This is a genomic window from Vicinamibacterales bacterium (genome assembly GCA_035699745.1).
Classification (GTDB): domain Bacteria; phylum Acidobacteriota; class Vicinamibacteria; order Vicinamibacterales; family 2-12-FULL-66-21; genus JAICSD01.
The window spans coordinates 10,654-31,769 of sequence record DASSPH010000034.1; the positions used below are offsets into that span (position 1 = coordinate 10,654).

Consider the following 21,116-nt stretch of genomic DNA (forward strand, 5'->3'; position numbering starts at 1 on the left):
ACTGGCTGCATTCTCAAGTGAACAGCACGTTCTCGACGAAGGTCTCGAGCTGAATCTGGAAGTGATCGAAACTCGTCATCTTCTCTTCGAACTCGCCGACGAAATACGGGATGCCCGCGTCGTCGAGGGCGTGCACGTAGGCGACCTGCTCGTCGAGGCCCGGCTCGCACATCTTCGCCGCCGTGATGATCGCGGCGTCGGCGCGCGACGCGCGTATCCTCGCCAGCAGCATCTTCTCTTTCGGCTTTCGCAGGTCGTGCTGCACCGGGCTGTAGGTGGACCGTTCGAGGTATGCGGTCGCGAGGTTCAGCAGCGGGTCCCCGGACGCGTCCACGTCCTCCACGATCCAGCGGAGGCCGATGAGCAGATCGTCGTCCACGACGTAGCACGACTGGCCGATCGCGCGCAGCAGCTCGATGGGCGGCTGCTCGCAGAACCCGCCTTCGAATACAACCCGGATCCGGTCCTGCGGCTTGACGACGCGCGCCGCGATCCGCGGCAGGACGCTCGCCAGCAGCGCGTTGTGCTCTTCGCGAGGGATCCTGCCGCCGACCGCCGTCAGCGCATAGGCGTCGTCGACGGGCAGCAACCACGGTGTCTCACGCCGGATCTCGTACAGCCGCCGCAGCAGTCGCCGGTTGTCATTGAACACGGCGATGGAGGCACGGAGGTCGTCGTCCCCTACCCGGCGTCCTGCCGTCTCTTCGATCAGTTCGAGGATCCGCGCGTACTCGTCGCGCAGGTAACTCGCGGCGTAAGTCGAGTTGGCGTTCTGCGGCAGGTACAGGATCCGGCACGGGTACGGGACGCTGCGCTCCCAGATCGCCGCGAGGTTCCGGGCCACGTCGCAGATGGGATGGCTGACGAACAGGTCCAGCTCGAGCCGGTTCGAGAGCGCGAGCTCCAGCGAGCTCTTGACGATCGAGCAGAGATAGGAACCGAACCGCGCCTCCGCGTCGCGCCCCTCGACGGCCGCACCGTGCACCTTGACGGGCAGGAGCCCCGCCGCGTGGGCGAGTTCCTCGGGGAAGTACACCTGGAAGTGGCCGAGTACCTTGCCGCCTGCCTCGCGCCAGCGCGCGACGGTTGGAAAGTCCGGATCCTCCAGCACGTCCTTCGCCATCGCGATGACGTCGTCCACCGAACGCTCGCGCCAGTCGTCGAGTACGGCGGTCATGCGTCTTTCCAGTGCGGCTGCCGGCGCTCCATGAAGGCGGCGATGCCCTCGGAGGCGTCGTGCGTCCGCATCAAGCGATCCAGGTACTGGGTCTCGAGACCGGCGAGAAGCTCAGGAAGCACGCGAAGCATGCCGGCCCGGCTCGCTTCGGCGGCGTGCGCGAGCGCGGCGGCGGACTTCGGCGCCAGTTGCTGCGCGAACCACCCGGCCGCTTCCGCGTCCAGGCGGTCTGACGGCGCCACGCGATCGACGAGTCCCGCCGCCTGCCACCAGGCGGCCGAAAGCGATTCGCCGCCGAGCACCGCGCGCGCGGCCCGGGACGCGCCGACGCGCAGCGGCAGGAGCGCCGCGGCGGCCGGCGGGAACACTCCGAGCCCCACCTCCGGCACGCCGAGCACCGCGTCCTCGGAGGCAAACACCATGTCGCACGCGAGAACCAGCTCGAAGCCTCCGCCCAGACAGCGGCCCCGGACCACCGCGAGCGTTGGCGCCGGCGTCCGCAGCAGATCCAGCACCGCGCCGTTCAGCTCGGCCAGCACGCCCGCGATGCGTTCGGCGACGTGCTCTTCGACGCTGGCGCCGTAGCTGAAATTCGGTCCGGCCGCCTCCAGCGTAACCAGCTTGATCCCCGTGCCGGGCGCCATGGACGCAAGCGCCGCGCGCAGTTCGCCGATCACGTCCATCGTGACGACATTGCCCTTCGGCCGATCGAGGATCAGACGAAGCAGAGCGCCGCCGTGCGCCGGCTCGACGCGGAGGCCGCTCATCGCGCTCGTCCTGCACCCGCGTGGACCGGGTGAATGGCGTTGAACAGCTCGTCATCCCACGTCGCGCCTTGCGCGAGCCGCCGCCGGAGCTCGATGAAATCGACCTCGCGCCGGTCTTTCGGTCCCTCGTTGAACGCGCGGAATCCGGCCCTGGCCTCCGTCATCATGTTGAGCGCGAGCCAGGCGCGGTTGGTCTCGGCATTCCGCTGCCAGTGCTCGAGCTTTTTCTTCCGCACGCTCTCGATGGTCTTCGTCAGGCAGTCCGGCATCGTGTAGAGCAGCTTCGTCGCGAGCGCCTCGACGGCCGCGTCGAGCGGCGCCAGATCGATTTCCGATCGCAGCGTCAGTTGTTTTGCCGCCTCGAGCTCCTCGCCGGTCTTGAAGTCGCCGTACACCAGCGCGCCCGTGTCGTCGATCCAGCGATCGGTCACGACCCCGGGATTCGGAATGAACCGGCCGTCGCTCTTCAGCACCCGCACGACGCCGTTCAGCAGCCCGAGACGATGAGCCTTGTACGCGGACCAGTGCTCGCAGAGCGTGCAGCTCTCCATCGCGTGAGCCATCCCCACGAACAGGTGCAGGAAGTCGGTGGATCCTCCGTCGGGTGCCGAGCCGTGGCGCGGGCCCGCCTGTCCGAAGCGCGCGAGGTCCGACGCGATCGAGAAATCGCAGGCCATGCCGATTTCCTGGCCGCCGCCGATTCTCAGCCCGTTGACGCGGTTGATCACCGGTTTGTCGCACGTCAGGATGCCGGTGACCATGTCGTTGAACAGCCGCATGTACTGGCGGTACTCCTGCGGACGGCCCGCGTAGTACTCGGCGTACTCGCGCGTGTTTCCGCCGGTGCAGAACGCGCGGTTGCCGGCGCCCGTGAACACCACCGCCACGACGCCGCGGTCCGTCGACGCTTCACGAAACGCCAGGATCACCTCCGCGACGGCGTCGGTGGTGTAGCTGTTCAGCTCTGCGGGGTTGTTCAGCGAGATCCACGCGTTGAACAGATCCGGCACGGGACCGCCGTCGACGTCACGCACCGGGTGGCGTTCGTAAAGGATGTGGCGGTACTCGACCCGATCGACGAGGCGGTGCGATTTCAGCAGCATGTGCCTGACTCCAGGTGTGCAGACGATTACGGAACGAGCACGGGCCGCTTGCCGCGGTGCGGCTCGGCGAAGAGCGCCGGTCCATCTTTCAGTGCGTGCAGTTCGACGAAGGGCGCAACCTGCACCTGTCCGGACAGCACGAGGTCCGCGACGGCCGGGTAGTGCTGCGGCGCGCAGCCCCAGTTGCCGAACGCCGTGGCGTCGAGCGCCATCAGGTTCGACAGGCGAATCGATACCTTGTCCATCGTGAACCCGACGATTCCGAGCGTGCCGCCGGGAACCAACAGCGCCCAGGCGAGCTCCTGGCCGGCCGCGGTTCCGCTCATCTCGAGAATGCGCCACCGTGCGGTGCACACGCCGCTCTCGGCGAGCAGCGTTTTCTTGATGGCGCGTCCGTCCGTTTCGGCGGCGTTGAACGTCCAGCCGGCGCCGAGCGCCGAGGCGCGCGCCAGCTTCTCGCCGTCGACGTCGACCGCCGCGACGGCCGCGCCGCACGCCCGCGCGATCTGCACGCCGTACGTCCCGATCCCGCCGACGCCGATGACGACGACGAGGTCGCCGGTGTTCACGCACGCGCGCTGAATGGCCTGGTACGGAGTCGTCACCGCATCCGCGATGACGGATAACGACGCGAGCGAATGATCGCCAAGGTCATCGGGCAGCGGCACCAACCGGTTCGCCGGCACGACGACGTGCGTCGCGAACCCGCCGGGCATGTCGTTGCCCGGCATGAGCTGACGTTGACAGGCGAGCGGGCGCCCCGCCCGGCAGACGTCGCACGCGCCGCACGGCATCACCGCGGGAACGAGGACCTGGCGGCCGATCAGCTCCTTCGGCCCACCGGCGACGTCGTCGACGACGCCGGCGATCTCGTGTCCGAGCACGAGCGGCAGATCATGCTTGGTGCGGACGGCTCCCGAATAGAAGCCGATGTCGGTATGACAGAGGCCGCAGCCGGCGACGCGCACGCGGGCTTCCCCGGTCTCGAGCGGCGGCAGGGGCAGGTCGCGCAGTTCGAGCGTCCGCGGGCCCGTGAGGAAGAGACCGTACGAGGCCGAACTCATGGTGCCTCCCGCTGACTTATGCCCCAAGTCGGCGGGGGCGCATATGACGAAGCGCATACGCCGCTGCGTCCCGGCGATGCCGGCTCCGGGCGGTCGCGTCCGTGCGGCCGCTTCCTCGACGACCGTAAGCGCCTATAAGACAGTCGCTTAGCTGGCGTTCAACGGCCGCGGCCCATCCAGCAGCCGCGCATGGCGGTGGGGCGAGATGGGAAAAGTTTCGTTGGCGATGACCTCAGGCGACCCACTCCTGCGCGATCCAGAAGAGACATCTCTCCTCTGAAAGGATCAGGAAAATGACGATGGGCCGCCTGTCTGCTCTATTCGTGGTCGTCCTGGGCTCAACGCTGCCGGCATCCAGTCCGCAAGGTGCTCCCGCGACGGTTGGCGCGCCAACGACGCTTGTCACCCTCCCGCTCGACTCGGAGGGACTCACGGTGGATCCGGAGACAGGACTCCTGTACACCGCGGAAGCGGCCGATCTTTCCGGCGAATGCTTCGTGCGCCGCATCACCGCGGCCGGTGCGGTGTCGGTCGTTGGCGTCGTGCCGAGGCCCTCAGGCGCCTGCTTACCAAGGGGACTGGAGTTCCGCCACGGACTTCTCTACATCTCCGATCAAGGGACGGGCTCCAGCGGCTGGGTCTTCGAAATGGATCCGGCGACGGGGCAGGCGACGACGTACGCGTCCGATGTTCCGGGCGCGAACGGAATCGCCTTCGACTCCCACGGCAATCTCTGGATTACCGACGGACTGCGCGGATTCGGCCGCGTCTACAAGCGCAGCGCCGCCACCGGCACCGTCCAGGAAATGTTCCGCGTCCCTCCGGTCTACAACGGAACCACGCTCGGCGGGAAGCTCACGGTGCCCACTGCCTCCGGCATCGGACGGCAGATCATCAACGTGCCTGCAGGACCTCAGGGCGAAGTGCGCGCGGTCGCAAACGGGATCGCCGCGGTCGCACGCTACAACGCGGCGGTACACGAGGTCGGGCTGGGAACTCCTCCCTCGACGACGTTGTACATCGCCGACACGGCGCGAGGCGCAATCTGGGCCGTGTCGCTCGATGAACGCGGCGACCTGGAGGCGGGACAGACCGGCTGCGATCCGACGCTCCAGGAGGACACGCTGTGCGACGGCCTGCTGTTCGTCGCGCATCCCAGGCTCGAAGGGGCCGACGGCCTGTGGGCGCACACGGACGGATCGCTCCTCGTTGCCGCGAATTCCAGGCAGGCGCTGGTAAGGGTCGGGCTGCGCGGCGAGGTGACGGAACTGTTTCGCAATCCCGTCAACTCGCTGCTGCTGCGGAGCAGCGCCGACACGGTCGAAGGCAACAGCCACATCTTCGAGTACCCGACGAATCCGGTGATCGTGCCGGCCGACGGGCGGCAGCCGTCGAGGGTCTGTGTGGCCAACACGGATCGGCCGGGGCGCGACAACTGGCCCGGCGTGGTCGGCGAGATCGGCGGACCAGGCCAGAGCAAGGGCAAGATCTCGTGCTTCTGAGAGCTGCGCGGCGCCCACATGCCATTCTCAGCACCCCCGGCTCGATGTTCGGTCCGGCCGGCCGCTTCGTTATTACAGCATCGGCCATCGCCGCCGGCATCCGTCACCCCTCCTCCCGACGGTGACGGCGCGCGGTGGCCGAGCGCGGACTGCCCGCTTCTACTTCTTCGTGGCGCTCCAGGCGGCGGACCCTGCGGTCCCCTTGATCGTGTTGCCGTTCACCTGACCCACGTATTTCGTGTTCCCGGCGGTAAACGTCAGTTCCGTGCCTCGCAGCCGGCCGTTGCTGATCGCGTTCGATCCGAGCGTCCCGGTCACCATCTGGAAGTTCTGCTTCAGTGTCAGATTGCCGTTCGGCGAGGTCCACGTCCCGTCGACCTTGGCGGGCACGATCCACAGGTACGCGGTGCACCAGCTGGTGCATTCGGTTTCCACGCGCGCCGTATCGTCCGGCTCCCAGTCCTCCATGTTGAAGCTGTTCGACACCACCCGCGTGCCGGGCTTCATGTCGAGGATCGTCGGGCGGAGCTTCAGATTGAGCTGCGGCAGCAGGAACAGGGTCAGCACCGTCGCCTTGGAGTAGTCGGACTCGAAGATGTCCGCCTTGACGAAGGTCGCCTTGCCGGCGACGCCGGCGGCGGCGGCGTTCTTCTTCGACAGCTCGACCATGTCGGGGTTGTACTCGATGCCCATCGCCGTCGCGCCGCGCTTCGCCGCGGCGATGACGGTGCGGCCGTCGCCCGATCCGAGATCGATGAGATAGTCCTGCGGCGTCAGCTTGGCCATGTCGAGCATCTTGGCCACGAGCACGTCCGCGGTCGGCACCCAGACGACATCCTTGCCGGCCTGGCCGACGGAGGGCTCGAAGGGCTTCTGCTGCGCAGGGGCCGGCGCAGGCGCCTGCGCGGAGACCGCCACGGTGATCATCGCGGCGAGCGCCGCGACCAGTCCACGATTGAGGAGAGCTGTGATAGTCATGCAACCGTGACGATAGCCCGGATGCCGACCGCGAGGCAAAGGCGGAGGGTTCAACCGGCCTCGGCCTTGTCGTCGTCGATCTCCTGTGGGACGGACGGCTCCGGAGCGGCCGCCGGTGCGATCGCCTCGTCCGCGATCAGCCGGTCGGCGAGGAACGCGTGCGCCGCGGCGTCGGCGCGGGCGAGAAGCGCCTCGAGCGGCGACCGCGGCGTCCACGACTCGCGCCGCTGCATCGCCGGGTAGCTGCCGTCCGCGCGGCGCGGCGCATAGCGGCACCAGAACCCGAGATGCCACAGCAGGAACTCGCGGACCCGGGCGAGGCCGTGATCGTCGGCGCCCCAGTGCGCCTTCGCGAGCGTCACGTAGCGGCGATAGAGAGCGACGCGATCCTCGGCGGAAGGGTCGAGATCGCCTTCCGTCGCTTCCCGGAACAACCAGGGTTTGATCAGCGCGCCGCGCGCCGACATCACCGCGGTGCAGCCGGTGGCGAGCCCGGCATCGATCTCGTGCCGGAACAGGAGGTCGCCGTTGCCGATGACCGGCACCGGCAGCGCCGCGGCGATTTCGCCAATCGCGGTCCAGTCCGCCGAACTGGTGTAGCGCGCGGCGCGCGTACGGCCGTGCACGGACACGGCGTCGGCGCCGCCCTCGACGGCCGCGCGCGCGACCTCGAGATAATTGCGATGCTCGTCGTTCCAGCCGAGACGAATCTTCACCGTGACCGGCGCGTGCGCCACCGCCCGCTTCATCGCCTCGACGATGCGCCGGACGCGCCGCGGCTCGCGCGCGAGCGCGGCGCCGAGCCCCTTGCTGGTGAAGTAGTCGATCGGGCAGCCGAGGTTCACGTCGATCAGATCCGCGCCGCGGGATTCGGCGAGCGCGGCGGCCCAGGCCATCTCGTCGGGATTGTTGCCGGCGAGCTGGACGCCGAAGAACCGCTCGGCCGGAGCGCGGCGGATCAGCGCGAACTCGCTGCGGCGCTTCTGCCGCAGCCGGCGCGCGACCGCCATCTCGCTCATCGTGACGCGCGCGCCGAGTTCCTGGCACAACTGCCGGTAAGGCAGGTTGGATCCCTTGGTCATCGGCGCCATGACGAGCGCCCCCTGCAGCGTCTCGCGCAGCCCGAGGTCCGAGGCCGTCATTCCGGGGTCCGTCCGGGACGATAGCGCGCGACCGCGCCCGCGTCCACGGCGCGACGGGTGAAGGCCACCCGCTTCATCTCGCCGCGCGCGAACATCGCCGCCTGATCCGCGTGCCACGGCGACGCGGGGTCCGGGCTCTGGCCGTAGGCGAGCACCGAATACGCCCGCGGCACGTCGGCGAACTCCACGGCGAGGACCCAGCCGTCCCCGCTGTTGGCGGAGAGCTTGCCGTCGGGATCGCGCGCGAACGTGAGGACGCGGAAGCAGCCCATCACGCCTGAGCAGCCGCCGACCGGCACGTCCACCGGGCCGCGACGGACGCGATGCACCTCTCCCCACGCGACGTCCCACCGGCCGTGCCGCCGCGCGGTCTCCTCGACCGCCCAGCTGAACGCCTCGGCGGCGCGCGCCGCGTCCGCCAGTCCGCGCGGCGTGCGCAGCGGATCGGACTCCGTCCAGGGCTGCGCGAAGATCTCCTGCGGCGGCCGCCCTTGCGCGTAGCGCAGGAACCAGATCTCGAACAGCGTCGCGCCGCGGCTCGCCGGCGCGGCGGTGTTGTTCCAGCGGCGCAGCAGCGCGATCGCGGACGCGACGTCGCCGGACGGCCTGGTGGCGCGCACCGCCGCGATCAGATCGCGCTTGACGCGATCGGCGAGCAGCATGCGGTAGCTGTGCTTCGCGCGGACCACGTCCTCGAGGCTGAACTTGCGGGTGCCGCCGACGAGTTGAATCGCGTGCTGACTCCGGAGCCGGAGCGACGGCGGCTCCATGTTCGGATACGCGTTCACCAGGTTCAGCCGCCGGTGCACGTTGGCGAAATGCGGCGAATCGTTCTCGTTGTGCACGTACCCGCGCGGCGGGTTGCGCACCTGCGGCAGCGCGGCGAACGGAATGTAGCGGGTCCACATGTCGCGCATCTCGCGCACCGCCGTCGCCGCGTCGTTCCCCGGCGGATGCGGCAGCAGCGGCAGCGCCGCGTTCCATAGATTGAAGATGTTGCCGGCACGGTCCGCATAGGTGTAGTTCTGCGTCACCAGCGCCCGCAGGGTCATGGCGTCCTTCCACTGCGCGAACGACGCGGCGCGCATCATGCGCAGGAACTGCTCGCCGGCGCGGAACTCGCCGTCCCCGGCGGTGCGGGCGAGGAAGATCGTCCGCGGCGCGAGATGGACGACGCGGCCGAAGGGGGTCGACCACAGCTCCCGCGTCTCGGCCCGCAGCGTCTCGCCGTCTTTGTACTGAACCGTGTACGACTCACGCCGCAGCGGCAGCGACGCGCCGTCGAGCAGATAGCGATCCGCCGCATCGGGATCGCGATCGAGGGCGTAGAACTCGGTGAGATCGCCGCTGTTGCTGTTGGTCGTCGCCCAGCCGAGATGACGGTTGAACCCGCCGATCACGATCAGCGGCCCCCCGATCCGGAAGTCGCCGTAGAAATCGACCACCCCGGGCACGGTCACGTGCGCTTCGTAGTAGCCGGCGGTCCACGCCAGGTGCGGGTTGCGCAGCAGCATCGCCTTCCCCGATTTCGTCCGGCTCGGCGCGAGCGCCCACGCGTTCGATCCGTCTTCGCTGCGCGCCGCATCTTCCTCGACGGCATCCGTTTCGGCGGCCGTCGCCGTCGGGAGCACGTTCATCGCCGCGAGGAATCTGCGCACGCGCGCGGGCGGCGGACCGTCGCCGATGTGCAGCGTGGCGACGTCGTAGCCGGAGAAGTCGGCGGGCATGCCGCCCGGGAACTGCGCCGGGTGCAGCGCGACGTAGCGGTTCACGCCGGCGGCGAAGCCGTCGTAGATGTCACGCGTCTCCTGATCGAGCAGGTGATAGGTCTCGATCGCGCGGGCCCGCGCCTGCAGGTTCTCGACGTCGCCGTCGAGCCGCGCCCGCCCTTCGAAGCGGGACAGCTCGCCGCGGGCGCCGAGCAGGCGCAGCCCCGTGCGCGATCCGTAGTCCTCCGACATCACCCACGCGAGCGCGTACCCGGCGGCGCGCAGGTTCTCGGCGCGGATGTGGGGCACGCCGTGCGCGGTGCGGATCACTTCGACCTGACGCCACAGCTCCGCCACCGGCGGCGGCGCGGCCGACGGGGCGACGGCGGCTAGGCTGCACGTCAGCGCAAAGGCCGCCAGCGCGAGCCGCGGGGGTGACATGCGCGGGAGTATACTCGCGCATCTTGCGGCGGCCCCCGATCCACCCGCAGGGAAGGAGGAGTCATGAGCGAGCGTCAAGTGCTGGCGAATCAGGCGCGGATTCTGCGCAACCAGGCGGCGATCCTCCGCAACCAGCGGAAGCTCGATGAGGTGCTGCGCAATCAGAAGCGGATCGAGGCGAAGCTGGCGAAGCTGCTGGCCCGCTGACCCGCGCGACACAGCCATGGCTCCGCCCGCGCCACGGACAACGCTGCTGTGGCCTGTCGTCGCGCCGCTCGCGCTCGTCGTCGTGTGGGCCGGCGTGGCGTGGGCGCAGGTCTTTCCCCCGTCCCTCTTTCCGCACCCCTGGGACGTGGCGCGCGGCGTGTGGTTCGAGCTGTCGAGCGGGCGGCTGGTGATCGATGCGGTGGCGTCGCTGTTCCGCGTCTCGGCCGGGTTCATGCTCGCCGTGCTGCTCGGCGTGCCCGCGGGCCTCCTGCTCGGGCACTCGGCGCGCGCGCGTGCCGCGTTTCTCCCGCTGGTCAACTTCTTCAGAAGCCTGTCGCCCCTGGCGTGGATTCCGTTCGCGATTCTCTGGCTCGGTATCGGCGATGCGCCGGCGATCTTCCTGATCTTCATGGCGGCGTTCTTTCCGATCGTGCTGTCGACGGCGGCGGCGGTCGCGAACATTCCCAGCGTCTTCTTCCGCGTCGCGCGCGATCTCGGCATCGACGGGCCGGCGCTGCTCACCGGCGTGACGCTGCCGGCAATCGCGCCACAGGTCATCACGGCCCTGCGCGTCGCCGCCGGCCTGTCGTGGCTCGTGGTGGTCGCGGCTGAGATGATCGCCGGACGCGACGGTCTGGGCTTCGCGGTGTGGGACGCGCGGAACGGCCTGCGCATCGATCTGCTGGCCGCGGCGATGCTGGCGATCGGCGTCATCGGCGCCGCGCTGGACCGCCTGCTCATGCAGTTGACGCGCATTCCGAGCGTTCGATGGGGGTACGAACGATGACGTCCGGGCCCCTCCTCCGCCTGGAACAGGTGACGGTGAACTTCGGCGCCGTGGAGGTCCTCGCCGGGATCGATCTCGAGGTACGGGAAGGGGAATTCGTCGCCCTGGTCGGTCCGTCCGGTTGCGGAAAGACCACGCTGTTGAACGTGTGCTCGGGCTGGCTGTCGCCGGGCAGCGGGCGCGTGCACCGGCCCGCCCGCCTCCGCATGGTGTTCCAGCACGACGGCCTGTTCCCGTGGCTGACCGTGGAGGAGAACATCCGGCTCGGACTCCGCCAGGTGCCGGATCGGATCGAGCAGGACCGTCGCACGCGCGCGTTGCTCGACTTGATCGGGCTTCCCGTATTCGACCGGACGTATCCGCATCAGCTGTCGGGCGGCATGCGGCAACGGGTTGAGCTGGCGCGCGCGCTGGGCGGGGAAACGCCGCTGCTGCTGATGGACGAGCCGTTCTCGTCGCTCGACTACCTGACGCGCCTCAGAATGCGCCGTGAGCTGGCGCGGATCCTGCGCGAGCAGCCGCGGACGGTGGTGCTGGTGACGCACGATATCGAAGAGGCCGCCCAGCTCGCGGACCGCGTGCTGGTCCTGTCGGAACGCCCGGCGCGCGTGCGCGACGAAGTCCGGCTTGCCGTGGCGCGGCCGCGGGATCCGACGAGCCTCGAGGTCGTGCGGGCGGTGCATCGGATCCTGACCCGGCTGGGCCTCGAATCGGACGTCGATTCCGGACAAGGGAGAAGAGCATGACCCGAATGGGTTCACCGTTCGTGCGCTGGACCGCGGGGGCCGTGGTCTTCGTCGCGGTCCTCGCCGTGCTGCGGCTGCAACCGTGGCAGCGCTCCCCGATCACGCCGCCCCCGGGATCCGGCGACGGGGCGCGCGAGACACTGACCGTCGGATTCCTGCCCGTCACCTGTCACCTCACCTGCCCGGTCACCGACTTCGCCTCGAAGACGAGCCGGTCCACGCGTTTTGACTCGCAGCGGTTCACCGACTTTCCGACCGTCGTCGAGACGCTCAAGGGTGGACGGATCGACGCGACGTTCATGATCGCGCCGCTCGCGATGAAACTGCGTGAGCAGGGTGTCAACGTAAGGATCGCCTATCTCGGACACCGCGACGGATCCACCGTCATCGTCCGCAAGGACCTGCCGGCCCGGACGCTGAAAGACCTCGCGGGCCGGACCGTCGCGATCCCCAGCAAGTACAGCAACCAGTACCTGGTGATTCGCAAGCTGATGAAGGACGAAGGGGTCGACCCGGCGACGATCCGGTTCGTGGAACTGCCGCCGCCCGACATGCCGGGCGCACTCGCCAGCAAGGCGATCGACGCGTACTTCGTCGGCGAGCCGCACCCGGCGCGCGCCGAGCTCGACGGCTCGGGACGGGTGCTCTATCACGCCAAGGACATTTGGCCCAACTTCATCTCGTGCGTGCTCGTGGTGACCGATCGCCTCGTCGCCCGGCGGCCGGCCGTCGTCCGCGACCTGGTTCGCGGCATCGCCGAGAGCGGCGAGTGGGCCGACACGCATCGCCTCGACGCGGCGCGCCTGGTCGCGCCGTACTTCCGGCAGGACGAGTCCCTCCTTCGTTACGTGCTGACGCAGCCTCCGGATCGAGTCAGCTATCGGATGCTCACGCCGGGGGACCGGGAAATGCAGGCGATCGCCGACATGGCGCTCGAGGCCGGTATCCTCGAGCGGCGGCTCGACGTCAGGCGCCTGGTCGACCGACAGTTCATCCCGGCCCAGATCGCTCCGGCCCGGATCGACATGCCCGCTCCGCGCTGAATTCGACGCACATTCTCAGACACGAGCGGCACGCGGGTCTCGAGCGCCTCGCGCCGCCATCGCTCCTCTCGATCAGAGCCCACCGACTGGCTGCGTCCTCAGAACAGGACATACGCGGCGATGAGGTGATTCGCCGGCGGTCTGCGCGTTAGTCAGTGAGGCGAAACCACCGCGCGTGTGGCGCAGATTTCCGGAGGCTCCTGATGAGAGGTCACGTTCGACAAGTCGTCGTCGCAGCGCTGTTTGCGAGCGCGTGCATTTACAGTTCCGTCGGCTCCACGACCACCGCCGCCGAACGGTCCTACTCCTATGTGTCGATCGACTACCCCGAGGCGACCGGAACGTCGCTTTCCGGAATCAACGCGCGAGGGGACATCGTCGGGAGCTACGTCGACAAGTCCGGCACGTCGCACGGGCTCGTTCTGCGCGACGGCGAGTTCACGTCGATCGACGTGCCGGGCGCGGCGGGAACCGATGCGCGCGGGATCAACCCGGCAGGCGACATCGTCGGCGGCTATTGGCTGCCGGGCGAGCCTGCGGCAAACATCCATGGTTACCTGCTCCGCCGCGACGGCAGGCTGGAGTACATCGATTTTCCAGGGCAGATCAACACGATCCCGCAGCGGCTCCTGCCGGACGGAACCATCCTGGGCTGCTATCACGGGACCGACATGATGATGTCCATGTACGGGATGTGGATGCGCGGCACGGCGTCGGGCGCGATCGAGCAGGACGCCTCGATGAACAACGGTGCGACACCCGACCTGCGCATCATCGCGGGACTCTTTACCGACATGACCGAGCCCGCTCCGCGGGCGGCGTGGGGCTATGTCATCGAAAACGGTGTGTTCACGAAGTTCAGGGTGCCCGGCAGCAATCTGACCGCGGTCTGGGACGTGGCGCCCGATGGAGCGCTCGTCGGGGTGTACCGCAATGCCGCCGGGACGCACGGCTTCCGGCTGCAGGACGGGGAGTACACCTCCATCGACTACCCGGCCGCCACCCTCACGCGGGCGTTCGGCACCAACGCCGCCGGCGACATCGTCGGCAACTACGTCAGCGCGGGCGTCGTCCATGGCTATCTCGCGAGACGCACCGGCCGGCCGTAGCGGTGACTGCTGGCCACGAATTTGACCGGGGAGCAGCGTGGACATATCGTGTCGCGCAGGATGACGCCACACCACCCCGCGTGCACACGAACGGCAAAGCGGGCGCGGGGGGAACGCATCAGACGCGGACCGGCCGTCACGGCGTTCGCCCTGCTCATGACACTGCCGGGCGTGATCGGTGCCTGCCGCGGGAAGCCGGATCCGCACGCCGGACACGGCGCGCCCGCGGCCGGCAATCCCGCACAGACCGCGGCAGTCCGCGTCAACGCCACCGCGGCCCCAGGCCCCGCGCCGGAAGGCATGGTCTGGGTTCCCGGCGGCACCTTCTATATGGGATGCGAAGGGTGCGGCATGCCCGACGCGCTGCCGGTGCATCTCGTGTCGGTCGAGGGGTTCTGGATGGACCGCGCGCCCGTGACCAACCTCCAGTTCGCGCGCTTCGTCAACGAAACCGGCTACGTCACGATCGCAGAGCGGCCGCTCGATCCGCGTGATTTCCCCGGCGTGCCCCAGGCCCAGCTCGTTCCAGGCTCCGCGGTGTTCCGCGCCACGGGCTCGGCCGTACCGCTCGACAATCCTCTCCAGTGGTGGCGATACACGCCGGGCGCAAGCTGGAAGCATCCCGAAGGTCCCGGCAGCAGCGTGAAAGATCGCAGCAGCCATCCCGTCGTCCACGTCGCCTTCGAAGACGTGCTCGCGTATGCGAAGTGGGCCGGCAAGCGGCTCCCGACGGAAGCGGAATTCGAGTTCGCCGCCCGAGGCGGACTCGATCGGCAGAAGTACCCATGGGGCAACGAGCTGCATCCGGGCGGCAAGTCGGTCGCGAACATCTGGCACGGACGTTTTCCCGAGCGCGATCGCGGCGACGACGGGTTCGCGGGAACGTCGCCGGTGACGGCATTTCCGCCGAACGGATTCGGGTTGTACGACATGGGCGGCAACGTGTGGCAATGGTGTTCCGACTGGTACCGTCCCGACACGTATGCGTCCCGCCCGCAGAACGGCGCGCCCGCGACGGACCCGCAGGGCCCGGCCGACAGCTACGATCCGAACGAGCCCGGCGCGGCGAAGCGCGTGGTCCGCGGCGGATCGTACCTGTGCACCGATCAGTACTGTGCGCGGTATCTCGTCGGCAGCCGCGGCAAGGCGGAGATCAGCAGCGGCACGTCGAACCTGGGGTTCCGTCTCGTGCGCGCGGGCCGCTGAGACGCGCCAACAGCTGCCAGCTTCACCGAGACGCGCCGACGGCAGCCGGCACGAGGGTCACCAAATCACCAAGACAAAACCAAACGTCTTCGTGGCCGCTGCGGTCTTCGTGGCCGCCGCCGTGGCGCGTTTCAGCGTCTATTTCACCGGCTGCCCGTAGTACGGCATTCGATCCCACCGGTCGTCGTCCTCGCGGGCGCGCGGATCGCCGGTCTCGCGCAGCCAGCGATCGAGTCGATCGCGCAGCCGCCGCTGCTCCGCGCGATGAGAAGGCGTTCCGGCAAGGTTGGTGATCTGGTCCGGATCGCGGCGCAGGTCGTACAGCTCCTCCGCTGGACGCTTCGCCGTCGCGAGGCTGAAGAAGCGCGCGATCGCGGGATCGCTCCGCGCGTCCAGGAGCAGCGTCTTGGCCGGGCCGCCGTCGATGTCGCCGAACGGTCCCACGGCGAAATAGAGCTCGGGGTCTCCGGCGGGCCACCGGTCGGGACGAAAGTTGCGGATGTAAAGATAGTCTTTCGTCCTGATCGCGCGCACCGGATAGCTCAGATCGCCGCGGCGTACGTTTGCGTGCCGCTCCCGCTCGATGAACACCTGCTCGCGACCGCCCTGGGGATCCCCCCGGAGCAGAGGCAGAAGAGTCCGGCCGGTCATCGCCGCGACCGGCTTCAGCCCGGCGGCTTCAAGGAGCGTCGGCGCGAGATCGGTGAGGCTGACGAGCGCGTCGACGACGGTCCCGCGGGCCGCAACCGCCGGCCAGCGAATGGCCAGCGGCACGCGCGCGCCGCCGTCGTAGACGTTGGCCTTCGCTCGCGGGAACGGCATGCCGTTGTCCGAGGTGACGATGACGATCGTGTTCTCCAGCTCGCCGGCGCGCTCGAGCGTCTCGAGCATGCGCGCCACGTCGCGATCGAACCGCTGCACTTCGAGGTAGTAGTCGAGCAGATCGCCGCGGACGATCGGCGTGTCGGGCAGGTAGCCGGGAACCGAGACGCGATCGATCGCGAGTCCGGCGCGCGCGCCGCTGCCCTCCTCGTACGGGCGGTGTGGATCGCTGCTGCCGAACCAGAAGCTGAAGGGACGATCTCCGGGACGCGCCGCCATGAAGTCGTCGAACGACTTGAACTGCGGACCGGCGGGGTTGCGCGCGCGGCCGCCGGGCTCGAAGCGCCCCGGTCCCCAGCCCTTGCCGCTGAAGCCGACGACGTAGCCGGCCTCTTCCAGCAGATCGGGAAGCACCGGAATGGCTTTCGGCAGGAACCCGTGAAGATTGGCCCCTTCCTGCAGGCGGTGGACGGCCTGGCCCGCGAGCAGCGCGGCACGCGATGGAGTGCACGAGGGGGACGCGACGAACGCATGCGTGAACCGCGCCCCTTCCCGCGCGATGCGGTCGAACGCCGGCGTGCGCACGGTGCGATCGCCATCACTGCTGGTGTGGGGGTACGACCAGTCGTCGGCGATCGCGATGACGATGTTCGGACGCCGCGCGGCGGCCGGCTGCTGCCGCCGCCGCAGCCGGTCGAGCGTCGCCGCCATGGCGCGCACTCGTTCAGGCTGCGCCGCGGCGAGGTTATTCCGCTCGCCGGGATCGCCGGTCAAGTCGTAGAGTTGCGGCTCGGGATCGTTGCCCAGCTCGGTGTTGGTGTTCGCCTGGATCCGCGGCCCCTGGCTGGGCGGGATGTACTTCCACGCACCCTCCCGCAAGGCAACCCGCGCGCCCGACTGCTCCACCAGTGCCGCGCGTCCGGCCTGCGACTGTCCCAGCAGCGCCGGCAGCACGTTCTCGCTGTCAGACGGCGAGATCCCGGTCACGGGCTGTCCGAGCAGGGCCGCGAACGAGGCGAGGAAGTCGACTTGCGAGACGAGCGCGTTCGAGATGCCCGGCTTGACGCGGGCGGGCCAGCGCACGATCAGCGGCACCCGCGTGCCTCCCTCGAAGGTGCTGTACTTGCCGCCGCGAAACGGCCCCGCGGGTCTGTGATCGCCCAGCAGCTCGACGGCGCGATCGCGGTAGCCGTCGTCCACCACCGGACCGTTGTCGCTCGTGAACAGGACGAGCGTATTCCGCGTCAGGCCGAGGCGATCGAGCGTGGACAGCAGTTCGCCGATCGACGAGTCGAGCTGCGCGATCGCGTCGCCCCGCGGCCCCATCGACGTGGCGCCGGCGAAGCGCGGGTGCGGCACGCGGGGGACGTGCGGCTCGTGCAGGGCGAAGTAGAGGAAGAACGGCTTCGCGCGATGCTGCTCGATGAAGGCGATCGCACGGCGCGTGAAGACGTCGCCCATCTCCTCGTCCTTCCACAGCGCCGTCTTGCCGCCGGTCATGTAGCCGATGCGGCTGATGCCGTTGACGATCGTCTGGTCGTGGCCGTGGCTCGGGTGAAGCTTCAGCAGCTGCGGGCTGCCGCGTCCGGTCGGCCAGTCGCCGACCGGCTCTCCGTAGTTCACGCGGATCGGATCGGCGGGATCGAGATTCGCGACCCGCCGGTTCTCGACATACACGGTCGGCACACGATCGCCGGTCGCCGCCATGATGAATGCCGAGTCGAACCCGATCTCGAGCGGCCCCGGACGGATCTCGCCGTTCCAGTCGGGCCCTCCGGCGGGGCCGAGCCCGAGGTGCCACTTGCCCACCACGCCGGTCGCATAGCCCGCCTTCTGAAACACGGTCGCCAGCGACGTCCGTCCCGGCTCGATGACCAGCGCCGCGTCGCCGGGAAGCACCCCGGTGCCCGGCTTGCGGAAGGCATACTCGCCCGTCAGCATGGCGTAGCGCGATGGCGTGCACGTCGCCGCGGGTGAATGGCCGTCGGTGAACCGGAGACCTTCGCGGGCCAGACGATCGACGTGCGGCGTCTTCATCCGCCCCGGCGGACCGTAGGCCGACACGTCCCCGTAACCGAGATCGTCGGCATAGACGACGATGACGTTGGGGCGGTCCTGCGCCGAGGCGCCGGAGGGTGCCAACGCAAGGACGAGCGCGGATACGGCAAGCGCGGATTTCATATTGCTCCCCTCCTGCGGCCGTGCGAGTATGCCACGCATGCGCCACGGCAGCGTCCGGGTCCTGTGGGCGGCGGCGTGGGCGATCCTGTGGATCGCGGGGACCGCATCCGCGCAGACCGCGCGCCGGCCCAACGTCCTCCTCATCATGGCGGACGATCTCAACGATCACCTGGGGACGTACGGGCACCCCCTCGTCAAGACGCCGCATCTCGACCGGCTGGCGGCAAGAGGCGTTCGATTCGATCGGGCCTACACGCAGTTTCCGCTCTGCAGTCCGAGCCGGGTGTCGCTGTTGACCGGGCTGCGTCCCGACACGACGCGGGTTCACGATCTGGTCACGGACTTCCGCAGGAACATCCCGGATGCCGTCACGCTGCCGCAGATGTTCAAGCGCAACGGCTACGTGGCGGCGCGGGTCGGCAAGATCTATCACTACGGGAATCCCGGACAGATCGGCACCAGCGGCCTCGACGATCCGGCGTCGTGGGACGAGGTCGTCAATCCGCGCGGCATCGACAAGGACGAAGAAGGCAGCCTGATCAACTTCACGCCGGGGCGCGGCATCGGCAGCACGCTTGCCTACTACGCCTCCCCCGCCGCGGACGACGCCCACACGGACGGCAAGGTGGCGCTCGAGACGATCGCGCTGCTCGAGAAGCACAAGGATCGCCCGTTCTTCATCGGCGCCGGCTTCTACCGGCCGCACTGCCCGTTCATCGCGCCGGCGAAGTATTTCGATCTCTACCCGCTGGATCGCATCGCCGCGCCGCCGGCCGCGATCTCGCCGGCCGTGCCGGCGGCGGCCTGGTTCACCACGCCGCCGCACTGGGGCATCAGCGAGCAGGCGCAGCGGGAAACCATCCGCGCCTACTACGCGTCGATCAGTTTTCTCGACGCCAACATCGGCCGCGTGCTCGAGGCGCTCGATCGCCTCGGCCTGGCGAAGAACACGATCGTCGTGTTCATCAGCGATCACGGCTATCACCTCGGCGAGCAGGGTCAGTGGATGAAGCAGACGCTCTTCGAGCGGTCGGCGCGCGCGCCGCTGATTATCGCCGGCCCCGGCGTGGCGGCCGCCGGACGCGCGACCTCGCGCGTCGTCGAGTTCCTCGACGTGTATCCGACCCTGGCGTCGCTGGCCGGTGTGCGTCCGCCGGACGGCCTCCACGGGCGTTCGCTGGCGCCGCTGCTGAAGAATCCATCGGCGACGTGGGACCGGCCTGCAATTACGCAGGTGCGCCGCGGACCGGCCGCGGCGCCGTTCTTCGGCTACAGCGTTCGCACCGAGAAGTGGCGGTACACGGAATGGGACGGCGGCAAACGCGGCGTCGAGCTGTATGACGAGATCGCCGATCCGCACGAGATGACCAACCTGGCGGACGATCCGAAGCACGAGAAGACCAGGCGCGGCCTGCAGCGGCTGCTGCCGCGCCCGCAGACCAGATGATCCGCGGCGCCGCGCTGACGGCAGTGGTGATGCTGACGGCGGCGGCCGCAGTGCAGCCGCCCGCCCCGCCGCGCACGCGGCCCAACATCGTCTGGATCTCGAACGAGGACATGAGCCCGCGGCTCGGCGCGTACGGCGACGCCGTCGCGCGGACGCCGGTGCTCGATCGGCTGGCGAAGGAATCGGTTCGCTTCACCAACGCCTACACGACGGCGCCGGTCTGCGCGCCGAGCCGCGCCGCGATCATCACGGGCATGTACCAGACGACGATTGGCGCGCAGCACATGCGCACCACCGAGGATCGCGTGCCCGAGCTGCCCGGTCCGTATCTGGCCGTGCCGCCGTTCTACGTGAAGGCGTTCCCCGAGTATCTGCGCGCCGCCGGCTATTACACGACCAATCGGAGCAAGACCGACTATCAGTTCGGCGTGCCGTTCACCATCTGGGACGAGACCAGCCGCACGGCGCACTGGCGCAACCGCGCGGACAAGAACCAGCCGTTCTTCTCGGTGTTCAACCTCGAGGTGACGCACGAGAGCCAGATCTTTCCCTCGAGCCCGGCGCGCGCCGGCAAGCCGCTGATCACCAATCCCGAGACGCTCGAGGTGCCGCCGTACTATCCGGACACGCCGCCGGTGCGCCAGGAACTGGCGCGGATGTACGACAACATCGCCGACATGGACGCGCAGGTCGGCGCGATCCTCAGGCAGCTCGACGAGGACGGGCTGGCCGACAACACCATCGTCTTCTACTGGAGCGATCACGGCGACGGCGTACCGCGCGCCAAACGATCGCTCTACGATTCGGGGCTGCGCGCGCCGTTGATGATCCGCTGGCCGAAGCGGCTCGGGCCGCCGTCGGCCCCGGGCTCCGTCAGGGACGACCTGGTCAGCTTCGTCGATCTCGCCCCGACCGTGCTGGCGCTGGCCGGCGTGGAGATCCCGGCGCACCTGCAGGGACGCGCGCTCGCCGGCCCGGGCGCCGCGGCGCCACCCGCATACGTGTTCGCGGCGCGCGATCGCATGGACATCGAGTACGACATGATGCGCTCGGCGCGCGACGCCCGCTTTCTGTACATCCGCAACTTTGCGCCGGAACTGCCGTACGCCGGCCACATCATCTACCGGAACCAGAGCGCGATCATGCAGGAGTGGTTCAGGCTCCAGGCGGCGCGCGCCCTCACCGGGCCGGCGGCGCTGTGGATGCGGACCAGCCGGCCGGCGGAGGAGCTGTACGACACGAAGGCGGATCCGCACCAGATCCGCAACCTCTCGGCCGACCCGGCACACCGCGGCACTCTCGAGCGGATGCGGAAGGCGGTGACCGACTGGATGGCGCGCACCAACGATCAGGGGCTCATCAACGAGGCCGAGATGATCCAGCGCATGTGGCCCGGCGGCGTGCAGCCCGAGACGGCGCAGCCCTACATCGTGCCGCGCCGCTCGACCGACGCCCCGTCGCGTCCGCCGTCGATCGCGATCGATGATCCGACCGAGTTCGTGATCTACGTGCCGACGCAGGGGGCCTCGATCGGCTACACGACGGAGGACGGCGCAACGGCGAAGTGGCGGCTGTACTCGGGTCCGATTCTGGTGACGGCGCCGATGACGCTCCGCGCCAAGGCGATCCGCTACGGCTACAAGGAGAGCGCCGAAACCCGCGTGACCTTTACCAGCCGCCGGTGA

General features: G+C 69.1%; 17 protein-coding genes. 9 read left to right on the forward strand and 8 right to left on the reverse strand.

Annotation, left to right across the window (positions count from 1 at the left end):
- Nucleotides 1-13: 13 nt before the first annotated feature.
- From VFK57_06665 to had, 4 genes are read right to left on the reverse strand one after another with little or no spacing between them, the layout of a single operon-like run.
- A complete protein-coding gene (locus VFK57_06665) occupies nt 14-1,177 on the reverse strand; it encodes a 2-hydroxyacyl-CoA dehydratase (GenBank protein HET7695373.1) in 1,164 nt (387 codons plus the stop codon).
- Entirely contained in the window at nt 1,174-1,944 is a 771-nt protein-coding gene (locus tag VFK57_06670; GenBank protein HET7695374.1) for an enoyl-CoA hydratase-related protein, read from the reverse strand. Before VFK57_06670 ends, VFK57_06665 begins: the two co-directional genes overlap by 4 nt.
- On the reverse strand, nt 1,941-3,047 hold the full coding sequence (gene oah / locus VFK57_06675; protein ID HET7695375.1) for a 6-oxocyclohex-1-ene-1-carbonyl-CoA hydratase: 1,107 nt from the start codon (nt 3,045-3,047) through the stop codon (nt 1,941-1,943). The genes VFK57_06670 and oah overlap by 4 nt, the downstream gene beginning before the upstream one ends.
- A gap of 26 nt (nt 3,048-3,073) precedes the next feature.
- Nucleotides 3,074-4,111 (reverse strand): 6-hydroxycyclohex-1-ene-1-carbonyl-CoA dehydrogenase, encoded by a 1,038-nt coding sequence (gene had / locus VFK57_06680; GenBank protein HET7695376.1) that lies wholly within the window; start codon nt 4,109-4,111, stop codon nt 3,074-3,076.
- 434 nt (nt 4,112-4,545) lie between these two features.
- On the opposite strand from had, the gene VFK57_06685 reads away from it, so the two are divergent.
- Nucleotides 4,546-5,613, forward strand: a complete 1,068-nt coding sequence (locus tag VFK57_06685; GenBank protein ID HET7695377.1) for a hypothetical protein — start codon at nt 4,546-4,548, stop codon at nt 5,611-5,613.
- A 159-nt stretch (nt 5,614-5,772) separates the two neighbouring features.
- On the opposite strand, the gene VFK57_06690 is transcribed toward VFK57_06685, so the two are convergent.
- The 3 genes from VFK57_06690 to VFK57_06700 are packed head-to-tail and all read right to left on the reverse strand — an operon-like array spanning nt 5,773 to nt 9,883.
- The gene (locus VFK57_06690; GenBank protein HET7695378.1) at nt 5,773-6,591 is read right to left on the reverse strand and encodes a methyltransferase domain-containing protein; all 819 of its coding nucleotides are present in this window, start codon (nt 6,589-6,591) and stop codon (nt 5,773-5,775) included.
- A gap of 50 nt (nt 6,592-6,641) precedes the next feature.
- Nucleotides 6,642-7,733, reverse strand: a complete 1,092-nt coding sequence (locus VFK57_06695; protein ID HET7695379.1) for a tRNA-dihydrouridine synthase family protein — start codon at nt 7,731-7,733, stop codon at nt 6,642-6,644.
- Nucleotides 7,730-9,883, reverse strand: a complete 2,154-nt coding sequence (locus VFK57_06700) for a penicillin acylase family protein (protein ID HET7695380.1) — start codon at nt 9,881-9,883, stop codon at nt 7,730-7,732. Before VFK57_06700 ends, VFK57_06695 begins: the two co-directional genes overlap by 4 nt.
- Before the next feature lie 63 nt (nt 9,884-9,946).
- Between VFK57_06700 and VFK57_06705 the strand changes: the two genes are divergently transcribed.
- The 6 genes from VFK57_06705 (at nt 9,947) to VFK57_06730 (ending at nt 14,981) form a co-directional block, all read left to right on the forward strand.
- Nucleotides 9,947-10,090: a hypothetical protein gene (locus VFK57_06705; GenBank protein ID HET7695381.1), complete on the forward strand. Its 144-nt coding sequence runs from the start codon at nt 9,947-9,949 to the stop codon at nt 10,088-10,090.
- 16 nt (nt 10,091-10,106) lie between these two features.
- Nucleotides 10,107-10,877 carry an ABC transporter permease gene (locus tag VFK57_06710; protein ID HET7695382.1) on the forward strand — a complete coding sequence of 257 codons (771 nt, stop codon included), beginning with the start codon at nt 10,107-10,109 and terminating at the stop codon, nt 10,875-10,877.
- The gene (locus VFK57_06715) at nt 10,874-11,623 is read left to right on the forward strand and encodes an ABC transporter ATP-binding protein (GenBank protein HET7695383.1); all 750 of its coding nucleotides are present in this window, start codon (nt 10,874-10,876) and stop codon (nt 11,621-11,623) included. Before VFK57_06710 ends, VFK57_06715 begins: the two co-directional genes overlap by 4 nt.
- Nucleotides 11,624-11,628: 5 nt before the next feature.
- Nucleotides 11,629-12,666 (forward strand): ABC transporter substrate-binding protein, encoded by a 1,038-nt coding sequence (locus tag VFK57_06720; GenBank protein HET7695384.1) that lies wholly within the window; start codon nt 11,629-11,631, stop codon nt 12,664-12,666.
- Nucleotides 12,667-12,869: 203 nt separating this feature from the next.
- Nucleotides 12,870-13,775 carry a hypothetical protein gene (locus VFK57_06725; GenBank protein HET7695385.1) on the forward strand — a complete coding sequence of 302 codons (906 nt, stop codon included), beginning with the start codon at nt 12,870-12,872 and terminating at the stop codon, nt 13,773-13,775.
- A gap of 156 nt (nt 13,776-13,931) precedes the next feature.
- Nucleotides 13,932-14,981: a formylglycine-generating enzyme family protein gene (locus VFK57_06730; protein ID HET7695386.1), complete on the forward strand. Its 1,050-nt coding sequence runs from the start codon at nt 13,932-13,934 to the stop codon at nt 14,979-14,981.
- A 138-nt stretch (nt 14,982-15,119) separates the two neighbouring features.
- Here VFK57_06730 and VFK57_06735 read toward each other — a convergent pair whose 3' ends face one another.
- Nucleotides 15,120-17,984 carry a sulfatase-like hydrolase/transferase gene (locus tag VFK57_06735; protein ID HET7695387.1) on the reverse strand — a complete coding sequence of 955 codons (2,865 nt, stop codon included), beginning with the start codon at nt 17,982-17,984 and terminating at the stop codon, nt 15,120-15,122.
- 28 nt (nt 17,985-18,012) lie between these two features.
- On the opposite strand from VFK57_06735, the gene VFK57_06740 reads away from it, so the two are divergent.
- On the forward strand, nt 18,013-19,431 hold the full coding sequence (locus VFK57_06740; GenBank protein HET7695388.1) for a sulfatase: 1,419 nt from the start codon (nt 18,013-18,015) through the stop codon (nt 19,429-19,431).
- Nucleotides 19,428-21,116 (forward strand): sulfatase-like hydrolase/transferase, encoded by a 1,689-nt coding sequence (locus tag VFK57_06745; protein HET7695389.1) that lies wholly within the window; start codon nt 19,428-19,430, stop codon nt 21,114-21,116. Before VFK57_06740 ends, VFK57_06745 begins: the two co-directional genes overlap by 4 nt.

Excerpts from the sequence above, each read along its gene's own strand:
- VFK57_06665 (HET7695373.1), bottom strand. The coding sequence starts at position 1,177 with ATGACCGCCGTACTCGACGACTGGCGCGAGCGTTCGGTGGACGACGTC.
- VFK57_06670 (HET7695374.1), bottom strand. The coding sequence starts at position 1,944 with ATGAGCGGCCTCCGCGTCGAGCCGGCGCACGGCGGCGCTCTGCTTCGT.
- oah (HET7695375.1), bottom strand. The coding sequence starts at position 3,047 with ATGCTGCTGAAATCGCACCGCCTCGTCGATCGGGTCGAGTACCGCCAC.
- had (HET7695376.1), bottom strand. The coding sequence starts at position 4,111 with ATGAGTTCGGCCTCGTACGGTCTCTTCCTCACGGGCCCGCGGACGCTC.
- VFK57_06690 (HET7695378.1), bottom strand. The coding sequence starts at position 6,591 with ATGACTATCACAGCTCTCCTCAATCGTGGACTGGTCGCGGCGCTCGCC.
- VFK57_06695 (HET7695379.1), bottom strand. The coding sequence starts at position 7,733 with ATGACGGCCTCGGACCTCGGGCTGCGCGAGACGCTGCAGGGGGCGCTC.
- VFK57_06700 (HET7695380.1), bottom strand. The coding sequence starts at position 9,883 with ATGTCACCCCCGCGGCTCGCGCTGGCGGCCTTTGCGCTGACGTGCAGC.
- VFK57_06705 (HET7695381.1), top strand. The coding sequence starts at position 9,947 with ATGAGCGAGCGTCAAGTGCTGGCGAATCAGGCGCGGATTCTGCGCAAC.
- VFK57_06710 (HET7695382.1), top strand. The coding sequence starts at position 10,107 with ATGGCTCCGCCCGCGCCACGGACAACGCTGCTGTGGCCTGTCGTCGCG.
- VFK57_06715 (HET7695383.1), top strand. The coding sequence starts at position 10,874 with ATGACGTCCGGGCCCCTCCTCCGCCTGGAACAGGTGACGGTGAACTTC.
- VFK57_06720 (HET7695384.1), top strand. The coding sequence starts at position 11,629 with ATGGGTTCACCGTTCGTGCGCTGGACCGCGGGGGCCGTGGTCTTCGTC.
- VFK57_06725 (HET7695385.1), top strand. The coding sequence starts at position 12,870 with ATGAGAGGTCACGTTCGACAAGTCGTCGTCGCAGCGCTGTTTGCGAGC.
- VFK57_06730 (HET7695386.1), top strand. The coding sequence starts at position 13,932 with ATGACACTGCCGGGCGTGATCGGTGCCTGCCGCGGGAAGCCGGATCCG.
- VFK57_06735 (HET7695387.1), bottom strand. The coding sequence starts at position 17,984 with ATGAAATCCGCGCTTGCCGTATCCGCGCTCGTCCTTGCGTTGGCACCC.
- VFK57_06740 (HET7695388.1), top strand. The coding sequence starts at position 18,013 with ATGCCACGCATGCGCCACGGCAGCGTCCGGGTCCTGTGGGCGGCGGCG.
- VFK57_06745 (HET7695389.1), top strand. The coding sequence starts at position 19,428 with ATGATCCGCGGCGCCGCGCTGACGGCAGTGGTGATGCTGACGGCGGCG.